This is a genomic window from Mesorhizobium sp. YM1C-6-2 (assembly GCF_003666685.1).
Taxonomy (GTDB): Bacteria; Pseudomonadota; Alphaproteobacteria; order Rhizobiales; family Rhizobiaceae; genus Mesorhizobium_K.
Genome location: NZ_RCIZ01000004.1, coordinates 94,388 through 111,062, shown reverse-complemented (window position 1 = coordinate 111,062; position 16,675 = coordinate 94,388). Strand labels below are relative to the sequence as shown.

General features: G+C 62.6%; 13 protein-coding genes. 4 read left to right on the top strand and 9 right to left on the bottom strand.

Features of this window, described 5'->3' with window-relative positions; translation table 11 throughout:
* Positions 1-40: 40 nt before the first annotated feature.
* From D8676_RS12355 to D8676_RS12340, 4 genes are all read right to left on the bottom strand, one after another.
* Complete coding sequence (locus tag D8676_RS12355; RefSeq protein WP_121581202.1) at positions 41-2,509, bottom strand: glycogen/starch/alpha-glucan phosphorylase; 2,469 nt, start codon at positions 2,507-2,509, stop codon at positions 41-43.
* A 138-nt stretch (positions 2,510-2,647) separates the two neighbouring features.
* On the bottom strand, positions 2,648-3,430 hold the full coding sequence (locus D8676_RS12350) for an ATP-binding cassette domain-containing protein (protein WP_121581201.1): 783 nt from the start codon (positions 3,428-3,430) through the stop codon (positions 2,648-2,650).
* Positions 3,427-4,542 (bottom strand): ABC transporter permease, encoded by a 1,116-nt coding sequence (locus D8676_RS12345; protein WP_121581200.1) that lies wholly within the window; start codon positions 4,540-4,542, stop codon positions 3,427-3,429. Before D8676_RS12345 ends, D8676_RS12350 begins: the two co-directional genes overlap by 4 nt.
* A gap of 96 nt (positions 4,543-4,638) precedes the next feature.
* Entirely contained in the window at positions 4,639-5,652 is a 1,014-nt protein-coding gene (locus D8676_RS12340; RefSeq protein WP_121581199.1) for a sugar ABC transporter substrate-binding protein, read from the bottom strand.
* Positions 5,653-5,868: 216 nt separating this feature from the next.
* Here D8676_RS12340 and D8676_RS12335 point away from each other — a divergent pair, with 216 nt between their 5' ends.
* From D8676_RS12335 to D8676_RS12325, 3 genes are all read left to right on the top strand, one after another.
* Positions 5,869-7,107, top strand: a complete 1,239-nt coding sequence (locus D8676_RS12335; protein WP_245426764.1) for an ROK family transcriptional regulator — start codon at positions 5,869-5,871, stop codon at positions 7,105-7,107.
* Positions 7,108-7,193: 86 nt separating this feature from the next.
* Positions 7,194-8,117: a carbohydrate kinase gene (locus D8676_RS12330; RefSeq protein ID WP_121581198.1), complete on the top strand. Its 924-nt coding sequence runs from the start codon at positions 7,194-7,196 to the stop codon at positions 8,115-8,117.
* A 216-nt stretch (positions 8,118-8,333) separates the two neighbouring features.
* Complete coding sequence (locus D8676_RS12325; RefSeq protein WP_121581197.1) at positions 8,334-9,479, top strand: DegT/DnrJ/EryC1/StrS aminotransferase family protein; 1,146 nt, start codon at positions 8,334-8,336, stop codon at positions 9,477-9,479.
* A 20-nt stretch (positions 9,480-9,499) separates the two neighbouring features.
* Here D8676_RS12325 and cysQ read toward each other — a convergent pair whose 3' ends face one another.
* From cysQ to cysD, 3 genes are read right to left on the bottom strand one after another with little or no spacing between them, the layout of a single operon-like run.
* Entirely contained in the window at positions 9,500-10,297 is a 798-nt protein-coding gene (gene cysQ, locus D8676_RS12320; protein ID WP_121581583.1) for a 3'(2'),5'-bisphosphate nucleotidase CysQ, read from the bottom strand.
* A 10-nt stretch (positions 10,298-10,307) separates the two neighbouring features.
* Complete coding sequence (cysN, locus tag D8676_RS12315; RefSeq protein WP_183097083.1) at positions 10,308-12,242, bottom strand: sulfate adenylyltransferase subunit CysN; 1,935 nt, start codon at positions 12,240-12,242, stop codon at positions 10,308-10,310.
* 2 nt (positions 12,243-12,244) lie between these two features.
* Positions 12,245-13,150 carry a sulfate adenylyltransferase subunit CysD gene (gene cysD, locus D8676_RS12310; RefSeq protein ID WP_121581195.1) on the bottom strand — a complete coding sequence of 302 codons (906 nt, stop codon included), beginning with the start codon at positions 13,148-13,150 and terminating at the stop codon, positions 12,245-12,247.
* A 312-nt stretch (positions 13,151-13,462) separates the two neighbouring features.
* Here cysD and D8676_RS12305 point away from each other — a divergent pair, with 312 nt between their 5' ends.
* Entirely contained in the window at positions 13,463-14,830 is a 1,368-nt protein-coding gene (locus D8676_RS12305; RefSeq protein ID WP_121581194.1) for an O-antigen ligase, read from the top strand.
* Positions 14,831-14,879: 49 nt separating this feature from the next.
* On the opposite strand, the gene D8676_RS12300 is transcribed toward D8676_RS12305, so the two are convergent.
* A complete protein-coding gene (locus D8676_RS12300; protein WP_121581193.1) occupies positions 14,880-15,611 on the bottom strand; it encodes an ABC transporter ATP-binding protein in 732 nt (243 codons plus the stop codon).
* Positions 15,612-15,613: 2 nt separating this feature from the next.
* On the bottom strand, positions 15,614-16,402 hold the full coding sequence (locus tag D8676_RS12295; protein ID WP_121581192.1) for an ABC transporter permease: 789 nt from the start codon (positions 16,400-16,402) through the stop codon (positions 15,614-15,616).
* Positions 16,403-16,675 lie beyond the last annotated feature (273 nt).

The window sequence follows — 16,675 nt, the reverse complement described above, 5'->3', positions numbered from 1 at the left end:
CCCATGGCAGCTTTGTCGCGACCGGTTTCATGCAATCACATCATGCGGCAACGTTCCAGATTTCCTTCGCGTACTGGCGTATGGTGCGGTCGGAGGAGAACCACCCCATCCGCGCGACGTTGCGGATCGCCCGTGCATACCAGTCCGGACCGTTGCGCCATACACCTTCGACCTCGCGCTGGGCTGCCGCGTAGGAGTCGAAGTCGGCAGCGACCATGAACCAGTCGTGCTGGTAGAGCCCGTCGATCAGCTCGCGATAACGCTGCGGATCGTCGGGCGAGAAAACACCCGAGGAAATGGCGGAGAGCGCCTGCGAAAGCTCCGGCGAACCCTCGATGGCGCTGCGAGGATCGTAGTCGCCGGCCCGGCGTTCGGCGACCTGCTCGGTCGTCAGGCCAAAGATGAAGATATTGTCGTCTCCGACATGCTCCTTGATCTCGACATTGGCGCCATCGAGCGTGCCGATGGTTAGTGCGCCGTTGAGCGCGAACTTCATGTTGCCGGTGCCCGAGGCTTCCATGCCAGCGGTCGAGATCTGCTCCGAAAGATCGGCTGCGGGCATCATGATCTCGGCCAGGCTGACATTGTAGTTCGGCACGAACACCACTTTCAGCAGCCCGCGCACGGCCGGGTCGCGATTGATCACCTTGGCCACGTCGTTGGCGAGTTTGATGATCAGCTTCGCATTGTGGTAGCTCGGCGCCGCCTTGCCGCCGAAGAATTTCACGCGCGGCATCCAGTCCCGTTCCGGATGCGAGCGTATCTGGTCGTAGAGCGCGACCGCCTCGACGATATTGAGGAGCTGGCGCTTGTATTCGTGGATGCGCTTGATCTGGATGTCGAACAGCGCCGACGGATCGAGCTTCACGCCAAGGCGCCCCGAGACGAAGTTGGCGAGCCGTACCTTGTTGGCGCGTTTCACGGCGGCGAAATTCTCGCGGAACGCCGCGTCCTCGGCCAATTTGTCGAGCCTCTTCAGCTCTGAAACATCGTCGAGGAACTTGTCGCCGATCGTTTCGCGCGCCAGCCCCGTCAGGCCGGGATTGCACTGGATCAGCCAGCGGCGCGGCGTGATGCCGTTGGTCTTGTTGTTGATGCGATCCGGGTAGAGCCTGTGCAGGTCGGCGAACACGGTGTCCTTCATCAACTCCGTGTGCAGGGCCGAAACGCCGTTGATCGAATGGGAACCGACGAAGGCCAGATTGCCCATCCTCACCCGCCGCTCATTGCCTTCCTGGATCAGCGAGATGCGGCTGATCTGCTCGTCGCTGAAGCGGCCGGTGGAACGAGCCTCCAGCAGCACCTGCGCGTTGATGGCGTAGATGATCTGCATGTGCCGCGGCAGGAGGCGATCGAAGAGCGCGACAGGCCAGCTTTCGAGCGCTTCCGGCAACAGGGTGTGGTTGGTATAGGCGAAGGTCCGCCGGGTCGCGTCCCAGGCTTGGTCGAAGTCGATGCCGTGGACGTCCATGAAGAGGCGCATCAGCTCGGCGACCGCGATTGCCGGATGCGTGTCGTTCAGATGGATCGCCGCCTTGTCCGGCAGCGACAGGAGTTCCCCATACTGGCTCAGATGCCTCTGCACGATGTCCTGCAGCGAGGCGGTCGAGAAGAAGTATTCCTGACGCAGGCGCAGCTCCTGTCCCGCCGGATTGGAATCAGCGGGATAGAGGACGCGCGACAGCGCCTCCGCCTTGTTGCTCTCGCGCAGAGCCCCGATGTGGTCGCCCGCGTTGAAGGCATCGAGCAGCAGCGGATCGATCGCCATCGACGACCACAATCTCAGCGTGTTCACCCGGTTGCCGCGCCAGCCGACGACCGGCGTGTCGTAAGCGACCGCGAGAATGCGCTCGACCGGCTTCCAGACGTGGCGCTCGAGATGGCCGTCCTTGTCGGTGATCGATTCCACATGACCGCCGAAACCGACCTCGAAGGAACGCTCGCGGCGTTCGAACTCCCAGGGATTGCCGTGATCGAGCCAGGTTTCCGGAAGCTCGACCTGCCAGCCGTCGGATATTTCCTGGCGGAACATGCCGTTGGCATAGCGGATGCCGTAGCCATGCGCCGGTATGTCGACGGTCGCCATCGATTCCATGAAACAGGCGGCCAGCCGGCCGAGACCGCCATTGCCGAGGGCGGCGTCCGGCTCGAGGCCGGCGATCACGTCCAGCTCCACCCCAAGCGACTTCAACGCCGCGCGCATGTCGTCCAGAAGCCCGAGATTGGAGAAGGCGTCCCGCATCAGGCGCCCGATCAGGAACTCGAGCGACAGGTAATAGACGCGTTTTTCCTGCTGGTCGTAGGCTTCCTTGGTGGATTCTATCCAATGATCGATGATGCGGTCGCGCACCACCTTGATCGACGCCGTCAGCCAGTCATAGGGCGTCGCCACCGACATGTCCTTGCCGACCCTGTATTTCAGGGCCCTGAGGATTTCCGCCGCCAGCGTTTCGGGATCGGATTGGGTCAGTATCTGCCTTGGGAGCTTCGGCTTCGTCACGCTCGTCATATCGCCTCAATGCGTTGCCGTTCGCCCCGAAAGGCAGTCCGGTACAGCATCCTCCCGCTGCAATGCTACCCATTTCGGCGAGTTTCTCAATCCGCCCCGAACATCCCGCAGGACTTTGTTTCGCGTCATGCCCTTGCGTCAGGCTGCGATCGCGGCTTTGGGCGGCTGTTTCGCGCCCGTCATGAACGCCACCGCATCCGACATCGTATGTTCCTTCGGGTCGATGACAATCAGGCGGCGGCCGAGCCGGTGGATGTGAATGCGATCGGCCACCTCGAAGACATGCGGCATGTTGTGCGAGATCAGCACGATTGGCAGGCCGCGTCGCTTCACGTCGAGGATCAATTCCAGCACGCGGCGCGATTCTTTCACGCCAAGCGCGGCGGTGGGCTCGTCCATGATGATGACCTTGGAGCCGAAGGCGGCAGCGCGCGCCACGGCCACTCCCTGCCGCTGGCCGCCCGACAGCGTCTCCACCGGCTGCGCTATGTTCTGGATGGTCAGCAAGCCGAGTTCTGAGAGCTTCTCACGGGCTATCCTGGCCATGGTGGAGCGATCCAGCCGCCTGAATATGCTGCCGGTGATACCGGGCTTCCGAATCTCCCGGCCGAGGAACATGTTGTCGGCAATGGATAGCGCCGGCGACAAAGCGAGGTTCTGGTAGACGGTCTCGATCCCTGCGTCGCGCGCTTCCATCGGCGACTTGAAATGCACCGGTTTGCCGTCGAGCAGGATCTCGCCGGCATCCGGTATCACCGCACCACACAGCGCCTTGATGAGGGTCGATTTCCCCGCGCCGTTGTCCCCTATGACGGCGAGGATTTCGTTGGGCCGCAATTCGAAGTCCGCGTGGTCGAGGGCGACCACGCGCCCGTAGCGCTTGGTGAGGCCGCGCGCCTCCAGAACCGGTACGACGCTCATGCCGAAATCCTCCGGATCCATTGGTCGATCGTCACGGCCACGATGATCAGAACGCCGACGGCGAAATCCTGCCAGAGCACTTCCAAGCCGCTCAACGCCAGGCCGTTGCGAAACACGCCCACTATGAGCGCCCCGATGAGCGTGCCGATGATCGAACCGCGTCCGCCGAACAGCGAGGTGCCGCCGATCACCACAGCGGTGATCGAATCGAGATTTGCAGTTTGTCCCGCCTGCGGGCTCACGCCGCCGATGCGGCCGATCAGAACCCAGGCCGCCACGGCGCAGATCAGTCCGGCCAGGGCATAGACCGCGATCAGCGTCCGCTTGGTGTTGATGCCCGAAAGTCGCGCCGCGTCCGGATCGTCGCCGGTCGCATAGACGTGGCGCCCGAACGCAGTTCGGTTCAGCACATACCACAACAGGATCGCCAGCAGGATCATCAACAACGAGCCGTAGGTGACCACCCACCCCTTCAGGAATGGCAGGTCCAACCCGAAAGTCGCCATCAGGTCGTAGGGTTTGATCAGGGTGCGCGTCCATTGGAGAAACGGCGCGGCCGCCTCGATATCTTGCGCGCGGATGGTTTCGCTGCGGGAGTACCAGACGTTGAGCGCACCGAATATGCTCCAGGTGCCGAGCGTTACGATGAAGGGCGGCAGCCGGAGCATCGTGACGAGCAAGCCGTTGACCATGCCGCAGGCCAATCCCACCAGAAGCCCGAGCGGGAAGGCGATGAAGAGCGGCACGCCATAGACCACGCAGGTGCGGCCCATCACCACCGAAGAGAGGATCATGATCATGCCGACGCTGAGGTCGATGCCGGCGGTCAGGATTATCAGCGTCTGCGCCATGCCGAGGATGGCGATGATCGTGACCTGCTGAAGCACGACCGACAGGTTGAGGGGCGAAAGGAATTTGCCCGGCGCTGCAAAGGCGAAGATGAGGACGCCGACCAGCAGCACGATGAATGGAATTGAAGTGGGATATTGGTGCAGGAAAGCCTGCACCTTTCTTACCGGCCCCCGCTCGCTTTCCTCGAAGCTCGCAACTGACTGGCCGCTGTTCGTTAGCCCGCGTTCGGCATGGGCCGAACCCGCTGCGTCATCGCTCATCCGCGGCTCTCCTCCCCCGGATATTGTCGAGGGGCCGCTTGGGGCGGCCCCTCGCGATCATGGACAATAACTGCCCGATGGCCGATCTGGAAGTACTTAACCCCAGCAGAGCTTCAGGCCTTCCTCGACTGTGATCGAGGGAACACCGTCTACCGGCTTGGCGGTAATGAGCTGCGCGCCCGTATCGAAGAAGCCGATCGCCGGATCGATCTCCGGCAGCTTGCCCGATGCGATCGCTTCGAGCGCCATCGATGCCATCTTCAGCGGATATTGCTGGCTTGTCGCGCCGATGACGCCGGCCTCGACGTTCTTGACGCCCGGGCAGCCACCGTCGATTGAGACGATCATCACGCTGCCGTCGTCCTTGCCGACCGCCTTCAACGCTTCCCACGCCCCGGCCGCTGCGGGCTCGTTGATCGTGTAGACGACGTTCACGTCAGGGCACTTCTGAAGCGCGTTCTCCATCGCCGTGCGACCCTTTTCCTGGTCGCCCTGGCTGATCTCATGCGTGCAGATGCGCTTGTCATCCTCGTCGCCCCATTTGTTCGGGTCCTTAACGTCGATGCCGAAGCCCTGCATGAAGCCCTGGTCGCGAAGGAAGTCGACGGTAGGCTGGTTGGTGGCAAGATCGAGGAAGACTATCGAGGCGTCAGCGGCCTTGTCACCGAGCGTCCCCTTGGCCCACTCGCCGATGAGTTGGCCGGCCTTGCGGTTGTCTGTTGCAAAGGTCGCGGTTGCCGCGTCCATCGGGTCCAGCGGAGTATCGAGCACGATCACCATCAGACCGGCGTCCCTGGCCTTCTGGATGGTCGGCACGATCGCCTTCGAGTCCGAAGGCACGATCGCGAAACCCTTGGCGCCGGCCGAGATCAGGTTCTCGATCGCCGCCACTTGGCCGTCATTGTCGCCGTCGAATTTGCCGGCTGCGGTGATCAGGTTGAGTCCCAGTTCTTTCGCCGTGGCTTCGGCGCCTTCACGCATCTTGACGAAGAACGGATTGGTTTCGGTCTTGGTGATGAGACCAACGGTATCCGCGGCCAGAGCGGCACTCGCCACGCCGCAGAGCGCGAGACCCGCGACCGCCGCTTTCAGAAATTTGAAGTTCCTCATGACTTCCTCCCGGTGGAACACATGGGATCCCGGTCCGCCCGGAATCCTCGAACATCGGCTTCGACCCCTGCTTCTCCAAGTCGTGCGCCGCCTCGAAGGGAACACCAGCCAATAGAGGCTGTCAATAATTAAATCACTCTTATTTATTATTGACAGAAGCGGTTCCGGAAACGCATTCTCCGCCGAAAAATCGGACAAGAACGACGGAGAGTTTGCGTGGAGAACGGCCCCCTCAGGCATGGTTCGCCCGAAGTGGCCGCTGCCCTTCTTCATCATCGCGGCACCAACCAGAGCGGCATGCGGGACCAGAACGAACGCCTGGTCCTTTCGCTCGTCCAGCAACACGGAAGTCTCGCAAAGACCGAAATCGCGCGCATGACGCGGCTGTCCGCGCAGACCGTGTCGGTCATCATGCGCGAACTCGAGGTCGAGGGACTGCTCGTCAGACAGGCTCCCATGCGCGGCAAGGTCGGCCAGCCATCCATTCCGATGGCCCTCAATCCCGACGGCGCCTTCTTCATCGGCCTCAAGATCGGCCGCCGCAGCGCCGAGTTGGTGCTCATCGACTTCCTCGGCAATCTGCGCGGCATGCTGCAGAACTCCTACCGCTATCCGGCGCCGCGCGAGATCCTCGATTTCGTCGACTCCGGGATGACGCGCCTGCGTGCGGGCCTGAAATCCGGGCAGGACAAGCGGATAGCCGGGCTCGGCATCGCGATGCCGTTCGAACTCTGGAACTGGGCGGACACGGCCGGCGCACCGCGCGAGGTCATGGATCAGTGGCGCCGCCGCGACATCCGCGCCGACATCCAGGCGCTATGCAGTTTTCCTGTCTACCTGCAGAACGACGCCACGGCCGCCTGTGGCGCGGAACTCGTCTTCGGCCAGACCGGCAATCTCCGCGACTTCATCTATTTCTACATCGGCGCCTTCGCCGGCGGCGGCGTCGTGCTGAACGGCCGGCTTTACAGCGGCCCCACCGGCAATGCCGGCGCACTGGGCTCCATGCCGGTCCCCGGCGCCGATGGCCGCCCGACCCAGCTCATCGACGTCGCTTCGCTGGCGATCCTGGAAAAGGCGTTGAACGCGCGCGGCACGGACGCCTCCTCGCTATGGACGTCGCCCGACCGGTGGCCTGGCGAGTGGTCATCAGACGGACCGGCATTCGACGCCTGGTTTGCTGCGGCCGGCGCCGCCCTCGCCTATGCCATCGTCGCGTCTTCCTCGGTCATCGACTTCGAGGCGGCAGTGATCGACGGCTGGATGCCGGCTGAAGCCCGGCGGAAGCTGGTGGACGCAGTGCGCAACTCGATCGCAGCGATCGACGTCGAGGGCCTGCGGATCCCCGATGTGCTGGAAGGCACGGTCGGCATCCACGCGCGCGCGCTCGGCGGCGCCAGCCTGCCACTGTCGGAACGCTTCCTCGTCGGCGCTACGGCGCCCGCACGGGCATGATGGGGCCGGCTGTTGCGGGCAAATGGCCGCGGCTGTATGGAGGCCGCGACGTCCGGGTGGACGTCTTTTCTGGGGGAGCGTCCTGAATGATCATCTGCTGCGGCGAGGCGCTGATCGACATGCTGCCGCGGAGATCGACGTTCGACGAGCCGGCATTCGCTCCCTATTCGGGCGGCGCGGTCTTCAATACTGCGGTCGCGCTCGGCAGGCTCGGCGTGCCGGTCGAGTTCTTCTCGGGCCTGTCTTCCGATCTTTTCGGGCAGCAACTGCGCGCGACGCTCGCCGAAAGCAAGGTGGGCTCCCGCTACGCCCACATCTCCGGACGCCCAACGACGCTGGCCTTCGTGCATCTCATCGACGGGCACGCGAGCTATGTGTTCTACGACGAGGGAACGGCGGGGCGCATGCTCTCCACCGCAGACCTTCCCGCCTTCGACCGCAATGTCGACGCCCTGCTCTTCGGTGCGATCAGCCTCATTCCCGAACCGTGCGGCTCCGCTTACGAAGCCTTGATGGAACGCGAAGCTCAAAACCGCGTCGCCATGCTCGACCCCAATATCCGGCCGGCCTTCATCCCCGATCGCCAGAAACATCTCGCCCGCATACAGCGGATGATCGCGATGGCGGACATACTCAAGCTGTCGGACGAGGATCTTGGCTGGTTCGGCGCGACCGGCGCGCCGGAAGACGCGATCGCCCAATGGCTGGAGCTTGGTCCAAAACTCGTGGTGATGACACGCGGCAGCCGGGGGGCCACCGGCTACACGAAAAACCACAAGGTGACTGTCACGCCAGAACCTGTGACCGTGGTCGACACGGTCGGCGCCGGCGACACGTTCAACGCCGGCATCCTGGCATCCCTGCACGAGCAGAATGCGCTCTCCAAACAGCGAGTCGCACAGCTGTCCGAGGACGAGATCCGGGATGCCCTTGCCCTCGGTGCGGCCGCCGCCAGGGTGACGGTTTCGCGCGCAGGCGCCAATCCGCCGTGGCGATATGAACTTGGCTAAGCGAGCCCCGCCGGGCTGAAAACGCGATCACTTTATGTTTCGGAAGGTTCGGTCGGCCGGCGCCCGGTGCGCAAAAGCCAGCGGAACCGCCATTTACGACGCATCATCGCAGTAACACACGGCGTGTGACGCAACGACAGCCCCGCCGCGCCGCTGCTTTTTCGCCTGAATCTTGTCTGCTATCAGCGGCTTATACTGGGCAATGGCGAGACAGACATGCAATTCATCGACTTGGGCGCGCAGCGCGAGCGGATCGGCGACAGGCTGAAGGCCGCCATTGATCGTGTCGTCGAGGACGGCCGCTACATCCTCGGACCACAGGTCGCTGAGTTCGAGGCCAAGCTCGCCGCCTATGTCGGCGTCAAGCATTGCATCGCCTGCGCCAACGGCACCGACGCCCTGCTCCTTCCGCTCTACGCCTCCGGTATCGGTCCGGGCGACGCCGTCTTCGTGCCAAGCTTCACCTTTGCGGCGACTGCGGAGGTCGTCGCGCTGGCGAAGGCCGAGCCGGTGTTCGTCGACGTCGATCCCGACACCTACAACATCGACATCAAAAGCCTCGAGGCTGCGATCGCGATGATCAAGGCGGAAGGCCGTCTGAAGCCCCGCGCCATCATACCGGTCGATCTTTTCGGGCTCGGCGCCGACTACGACGCCATCATGGCGATCGCCGAACGCGAGAATCTATTGGTGATCGAAGACGCCGCACAATCGATCGGCGGTTCCGTCGACGGCAGGATGTGCGGTTCTTTCGGCCATGTCGGCGGGACCAGCTTCTACCCCGCAAAGCCGCTCGGCTGCTACGGCGACGGCGGCGCCATGTTCACCAATGACGATGCGCTCGCCGACAAGCTTCGTTCCTTCGCCTTCCACGGCAAGGGCGAGACCCAGTACGACAACATCCATGTCGGCATCAACTCGCGCCTCGACACGCTGCAGGCCGCGATTCTGCTCGAAAAGCTAGCCATTCTCGAAGAAGAGATGGTCGCGCGCCAGGCGGTGGCCCAGCGTTACGCGGAAGGCCTCGGCGACGTGGTCAACGCATCCGCCAACCTGCCAGGTACCCGCTCTGCCTGGGCTCAATACGCGATCGAGACACCACACCGCGACCCGCTCAAGGCGCATCTGCAGGAAAACGGCATCCCATCAGTTATTTACTACGTGAAGCCGCTGCACCAGCAACTCGCCTATAAGGATTTCCCGGCTGTCCCAGGCGGCCTGGCAGTTTCGGAAACGCTGCCGGAGAGAATCCTTTGCCTGCCAATGCATCCTTATCTGAGCACGGAAGATCAGGACCGGATCATCTCGACCATCCGCAACTTCATTGGCCGTAACTCCTCGAAGCTAGCGGCCGCCGAATAGCGTTCTGGCCTTGCCGGCGATTATGCCGGCAATGCGGAAGCATCCACCCCGCCCCTTGCAATGAAGAAAGGGTTGGCGAAGTCTGCGTCGTCCGGTTGGCTGCGCTTGCCATAGGCGAGCGGCTTGCCGTCCAGCGTCGTCGTGAACCCGCCCGCAGCGCGCAGAACCGCATCACCCGCGGCGGTGTCCCATTCCATCGTACGACCAAAGCGCGGGTAGATATCGGCCTCACCATTGGCCAGCAGGCAGAATTTCAGCGACGAGCCAACCGAGACGATTTCGGCCGATTTGACCTTCCGGATGAAGCTGTCGGTCTCCGGCGTCAGATGTGAACGGCTGGCAACGATCTTCAGCGGCGCATGTCCCGAACGCACCCTTATTGAACGACGGGCGACAACTTCGTCATTCGCGTCCAGTTCGATCAGTTCCGCCCCGCCAGGCCCGCCTGAAAAAAAGCGTTTGCTGCTCGGCGCATAGACGACGCCGATTTCCGGCGCGCCGTTGCGCACCAGTGCTATGTTGACGGTGAAGTCGCCGCTGCGCTTGATGAATTCCTTGGTACCGTCCAGAGGATCGACCAGGAAGAAGGCTTCGCCCAGATCCGCGGGCAGGATGCCAGCCGCAGCCTCCTCCTCCGCCACGCACGGGATCGAAGGGAAAGCCGAGCGCAGACCATCGAGGATGACGCGCTCGCTGGCATGGTCGGCCTCGGTAACCGGAGAAGAATCGTCTTTCCGGTCCACCGCGTAACCGGCATGGAATATCTCCATGATCCTACGGCCGGCAGACAGTGCCAATCGTTCGAAAACAGCAAGCATCGCTTCGTCGTCAGATGCCGTCGCCGGCTTGGTATTCTTCTGCAAGATCACGCTCGTGTAGCCAAGTTTCGAGGACGTCTACCATCTCCTCGGGCGTCTTGCCGAGCGTCAGGAGGTGGATTTCCGGACTTTCCGGCGTCTCATAGGGCGAGTCCACTCCAGTGAAGTTCTTGAGCTTGCCTTCAAGCGCCCTTGCGTAGAGGCCCTTCGGATCGCGCCTTGCGCATTCCTCGAAAGGCGTGTCGACAAAGACCTCGACGAACTCGCCTTTCGCCATCAACTCGCGCGCCATGCGACGTTCCGCGCGGAAGGGAGAAATGAATGAGACGATGACGATGAGGCCGGCATCGGCCATCAGCTTCGCCACTTCGGCGACGCGGCGGATGTTCTCGACGCGATCAGCATCGGTAAAGCCGAGATCTCGGTTCAGCCCATGCCGGACATTGTCGCCGTCCAGTATGTATGTATGCCGGCCAGATGCATGGAACTTCTTCTCGAGCAGGTTCGCGATGGTCGACTTGCCGGAGCCGGAGAGACCCGTAAACCAGAATACGGCCGGCCGCTGATTCTTCGCGATCGCGCGCTCCCGCTTGCCGACGTCGAGCGCCTGCCAGTGGATGTTCTCTGCACGGCGCAGCCCGTGCAGGATCATGCCGGCGCCAACCGTGGCGTTTGTGATGCGGTCGATCAGGATGAAGGCGCCGGTAACGCGGTTCTCCGCGAAGGCGTCGAAGGCGATCGGAGCCTGTGTCGCTACGTTGCAGACACCGACCTCGTTCATCTCCAGCGACTTCGCCGCTTCCTGCGCGAAATTGTTGACGTTGACGCGGTATTTCAACTCGGTGACCGTCGCGCTCACCTGGTCAGTCTCCGTCCTCAACAGGTAGGAGCGGCCAGGCTTCAGCGCGTTTTCGTCGAACCAGACGATGTTGGCTGTGAACTGATCAGCGACCTGCGGGCGCTCCGTCGGTGACACCAGCATGTTGCCCCGCGAGACCTCGACCTCGCTGTCCAGCAGCAGGGTGACCGCCTGCCCGCTGACGGCGGCCGTAAGGTCGCCCCCCTGCGCGACGATCCGTTTGACGCGCGCCGCCTTGCCGGACTTGGCCACCACCACCTCGTCGCCCTTTGCGACAGTGCCGGAAGCCACCGTGCCGGCATAACCCCGGAAGTCGAGGTTCGGGCGGTTCACATACTGGACGGGAAACCGGAAGGGACCTTCCGCCGCCGCGTCGTCCACGACCACCATTTCAAGGTGCTCGACCAGCGTCGGCCCCGAGAACCATGCGGTGCGCTCGGATCGCGTGGTGACGTTGTCGCCATAACGCGCCGACATCGGGATCGGTACGATCGACTTGAAGCCCAGGCTCTTGGCGAATTCCAGGTAATCGGCCGTGATCTTGTCGAACAGCTCTCGGTCGAAATCGACGAGGTCGATCTTGTTGACCGCCACGACCACGTGCCGGATGCCGAGCAATGAGGCGATAATGGAATGGCGCCTGGTCTGGGCCACCACCCCTTGCCTCGCATCGACCAGCACGATCGCAAGGTCGGCGGTCGATGCGCCGGTAGCCATGTTGCGAGTATATTGTTCGTGGCCTGGCGTATCGGCGACAATGAACTTCCGCTTCGGCGTCGAGAAGAAGCGATAGGCGACATCGATGGTGATGCCCTGCTCGCGCTCTGCTTCCAGACCATCGACCAGCAGCGCGAAATCGACATCGTCGCCAGTGGTGCCGTGCTTTTTCGAATCGTTTTCCAGTGCCGCGAGCTGGTCCTCGAATATCTGGCGCGTATCGGCCAGCAGTCGTCCGATCAGCGTCGACTTGCCGTCGTCGACCGACCCACAGGTGAGGAACCTGAGCAGCGACTTGCGCTCTTGCCCGGCAAGGTAATCACGTACGTTTTCTGCCGCTGCAACGCTTTCGGCCAGGACAGGGCGCATTCTCAGAAATATCCTTCGCGCTTCTTCTTTTCCATCGATCCGGCTTCGTCCCGGTCGATCAGGCGGCCCTGCCGCTCCGACGTGCGGGCGACAAGCATTTCGCTGACGATGCCCTCCAGGCTGTCGGCGTCAGATTCGATCGCTCCCGTCAGCGGGTAGCAGCCAAGCGTCCTGAAGCGCACCAGCCGGTTCTCCACCGTTTCGGACGGCCTGAGCTTCATGCGCTCGTCGTCGCGCAGGATCAGCATGCCGTCGCGTTCGACCACCGGCCGCCGCTTCGCGAAATAGAGCGGAACGATCGGAATGTCTTCCTGCAGGATGTACTGCCAGATATCCAGTTCGGTCCAGTTCGACAGCGGGAAGACACGGATCGATTCGCCCGGCGAGACGCGCGTGTTGTAGATCTTCCACATCTCGGGGCGCTGGTGCTTGGGGTCCCAAGCATGCTGCGCGTTACGGAAGGAGAAAATGCGTTCCTTGGCCCGCGATTTCTCTTCGTCGCGGCGAGCGCCGCCGAAGGCCGCGTCGAAGCCATATTTGTCGAGCGCCTGGCGTAGCCCGACTGTCTTCATCACATGCGTGTGCACGTTCGAGCCATGGTCGAACGGGTTGATATTGTCGCGGACGCCGTCCTCGTTGACGTGCACAAGGAGATCGAAACCGAGCTTCTTCGCCATGGCGTCCCGAAATTCGATCATCTCCCGGAATTTCCAGGTCGTGTCGACATGGAGGAACGGGAATGGCGGCTTCGCCGGATAGAACGCCTTCATCGCCAGATGCAGCAGGACGGACGAATCCTTGCCGACCGAATAGAGCATGACCGGCTTCGCGAAGGACGCAGCCACTTCGCGGAATATGTGGATGGCCTCGGCCTCTAGACGGTCGAGATGGGTGAGCCTGGCAAGCATGGGAAGCCTTCGAATGTCGCGGCCGCCTGACGCAAGGTAAATCGCGTCAGGCCGTGATTTTCGCGGATATTCTCACAAATCCCCGATTTCTCAAGCGGCAGCTCACTAAAGATCGGCACATCGGCCATGTGGAGTTTGCGCCCCCGCAATGCTGGCTAGAAAGCTGTTCTAAAAGGATCGGGCGACTTCTTTCGTCATTGTTGCGGATGACTCAGAACTTCACTTCAATCCGCTGGCGGGATCCTTCGTCATCGACTATCGTCCCGGTAGGGGCAGGGAGACAACCGTTCCTGGCGCCTGCGATTACAGCGAATGCACGATTCAAAGAACAACAACACCGGCATTCCGCTTCCCCGTTGGTTTTCCAATTGGTTGCTCGCGCATGGCGACCGTCGCAGCCAGATTTACACCTATATCTGTTTTGCCAGCGCGCCGGTGCTGGGCTCCGTGGTCAGCGTCGCCGTCATCGTCGGCGGCGTAGGCGGCATCCTGGAAATCCTGAAGGGCTTGATGCCGCTCAGCCGGGATCGTTTCCTGCTTTACGCCACGGTGCCGATATACCTCTACTGTGCATCCTATCTGGTGGCGCTGGTCGCCAATCCGATGCCGGACTGGCACGCGGCCGCGCCCGTGGTGCCGCTTCTGCTTTTCCCGTTCCTGTATTCAAGCTGGTGTCTGTCCAGGAAGGAAACCATCGCGCGAAGCGTGGTAACGGCAAGCATGATCGCCTGCTACGGAGCGCTGGTGCTCGCGGCCATCCAGTTCCACGGCTACGGCATTCGTGCCGAGGGCGGCGCAGGCAACCCCATCGTCTTCGCCGCTGTGACCTGCATGGCCGCGACCATCGTGCTTGCCGGGGCCTTCATGCGGGAGGGCATGGCGGCCGCGCTGCTTTTCGGGGCGTATTGCGCCGGCAGCATCGCGATTCTTTATTCCGGGTCGCGGGCGACTTGGCTGGCGCTATTCCTGTCGACCGCAGCTGTCCTCTGGATCTTCCGCGAGCGCCGGCACGCCCTGAGCTCGGCTCTGGCCGTATCCTGCACGGCGCTGGCCATCGGCGCCTTCTCCTTTGTCGGTACTCAGATCATACCGAGCCGCGTCGAGGCGCTGGTCAACGACTGGAGGCTGATGAGCGAGCAGGGGAATTACAACACCTCGCTCGGCCAGCGAGCGGAACTCTGGCGGATCGGCATATCGGCGATAGAGGAAAGCCCGGTGCTCGGGCACGGGCCGCAGGCGACGAGGCCGCTCATCCGGAACGGATTCAAGAAGGCCGGATTGGATGTTGGCTACAGCCATCTCCACAATGGCTTTCTCACCGCCTGGGTAGAGGCGGGCATCGTTGGCATGCTTTCGCTGATGGCGGTTTTCATTGTCGCCGCCTACCTCGCCGTGCGGACTCTCGCGACGAGTTCGGCTGCAGACGCCAGGCTGGGAGCAATCCTGCTGATAGCGGTCGTCACGACCTATGTGGTGAACGGCCTCGTCGGCATCATCGTCGGCCACGACATACTGGACACGGTGCTCATAGCCTTCCTGGCGGTCGGCATCTACCTCTCCGCGGGCACGTCCATGCTCCGGGAAGAGGTTGCGGAAGCAGAACATTGCGCTGGTTCTTCGACGCTCCCGCCGAAACGTTCCCCAGACACGCAGGAACCGGCTTTCGTTCCGGAATCATAATAGAACCGGCGGGTCAGTTAGGCCGGCAGCGATGAGCCGTGCGGCCGCTCTACTTCACGCCGGGGCGGGCGAAATACTCGTCGGCCTTCCCATCCCATGCGATGCGCCCGTGATCGAGCGAGATGATGCGGTTGCAGACGCGCCCCAGAAGCGAGTTGTTGTGCGAAGCCAGGACGATGATGCCGGCCTTCGTCACCATCTTCTCCAGCCGCGCCTTCGCCTTCTCCTGGAAATCCTTGTCGCCGGCGCCAATCCACTCATCCATCAACAGGATCTCGGGCTCGAAGCTCGTCGCGATTGCGAAGGCAAGACGCGCCGACATGCCCTGGCTGTAGCTGCGCACCGGCATGTCGATGAAATCGCCGAGTTCGCTGAACTCGACGATCTCCTCCATCCGCTGTTCGATCTCGCGGTTGCTCCAGCCGTTGATCAGGCCGCGCAGCACGATGTTGCGCCTGCCCGTCGCGTCGTGGCGGAAACCCAGGCCGATGTTGAACAGCGCATCGCGTCGGCCCTCAGCCTCGAGCGAGCCGACGGAGGGCTCGTAAATGCCGTAGAGCACCTTCAGCAGGGTCGTCTTGCCCGCGCCGTTGCCGCCGACCAGGCCGAGCCGGTCCCCGGCCCTCAGCTCGAAGCTGACATCGTCGAGCGCGGTGACGTAGCGTCGCCCGCCACCGGCGAAAAAGCGTCCGCCGACGGTGGTGCGGGTGTCGCCCTTCAGCTTGACGTCCCTCGGCACCGGATAGCGCAGGCCGACATTTGTTGCTCGAATGGAAACCATGGTCAGAGCTGGAACACGATCTGTCGATTGAACTTGCCGAGCATCACCAGCGCCGCCACGGACAGCAGCGCCGTGATCGACAGGGTGATTGCCCAGGAATTCCAGGCAATGGTGCCGGCGATCATGGGCTGGCGCACGATGTCTATATAGTGGGTTAGCGGGTTCCAATGATAGAGCGCGCCGCGCCATCCGCCGGCGCCTGCAGGCATCCAGAACACGGGCGTCAGGAACATCAGGAGCCGCGTGACGTTGACCACCATGAACCGCAGGTCGGGGAAATAGGCTGCGGCAATGCCGAGCAGGACGCCCACCGCAGGCGCCGTCAGCAGGAGAACGGCAATCGCCGGGACGACCGACAACAGGGCCGGCGTCAACTCCATCCCGCCGTAGAGGAGGACCGGGATGGCGCCGAGAAGCGCATAGAACGACCGTATGGCGATCACCAGCGTCTGCCTGAGCACATAGAGCGAGATCGGCAGCACCGTGCCCTTGATGAAGCCTTCCTCCCGCGCAAACAGCGACACGCTCATCGACAGCGTGTCGTTGATGAAAAGCCATACGAGCATGCCGGCGGCCACATAGGACGTGAAGTGGGCCTTCCCGCCGCCGTCGCCGAGAATCAGGATCAGGGTCCCGACGAAGAGCAGATAGTTGAGCAGCGGCCAGACGGGACCGAGCACGGTGCGGCGATGCGAATCGGCAACGTCCTCGGACGCCAGCGCCCACCAGACGCTTCTGAGCCTTAAGGCAGCGCCCAGGTCGGACAGCCCGCGCCTAGCGAGTTCGATCATCCTTGCTCCACGAAGTCACGGGCGCTGCTAGCACATCCCGGGCCGAACACAAGCGTCAACGACATTCGATCGGAATGCCAAGGATGGGATCCGCGGTGTCGATAACTCACTCCATCGCTGCTTCCCTAACGGCAGATCTTCTTTGAGAAGTTGAACGGAAGTGCTAAGCGAGGCGTGGTGGGTATGGAAAGCGGGGGGCAGCTATTCAATATTCCAGACTACCTGACGAACTGCACGGCGTTGCAGCTGCCGGAGCCGTTACCGGTCGCGCGC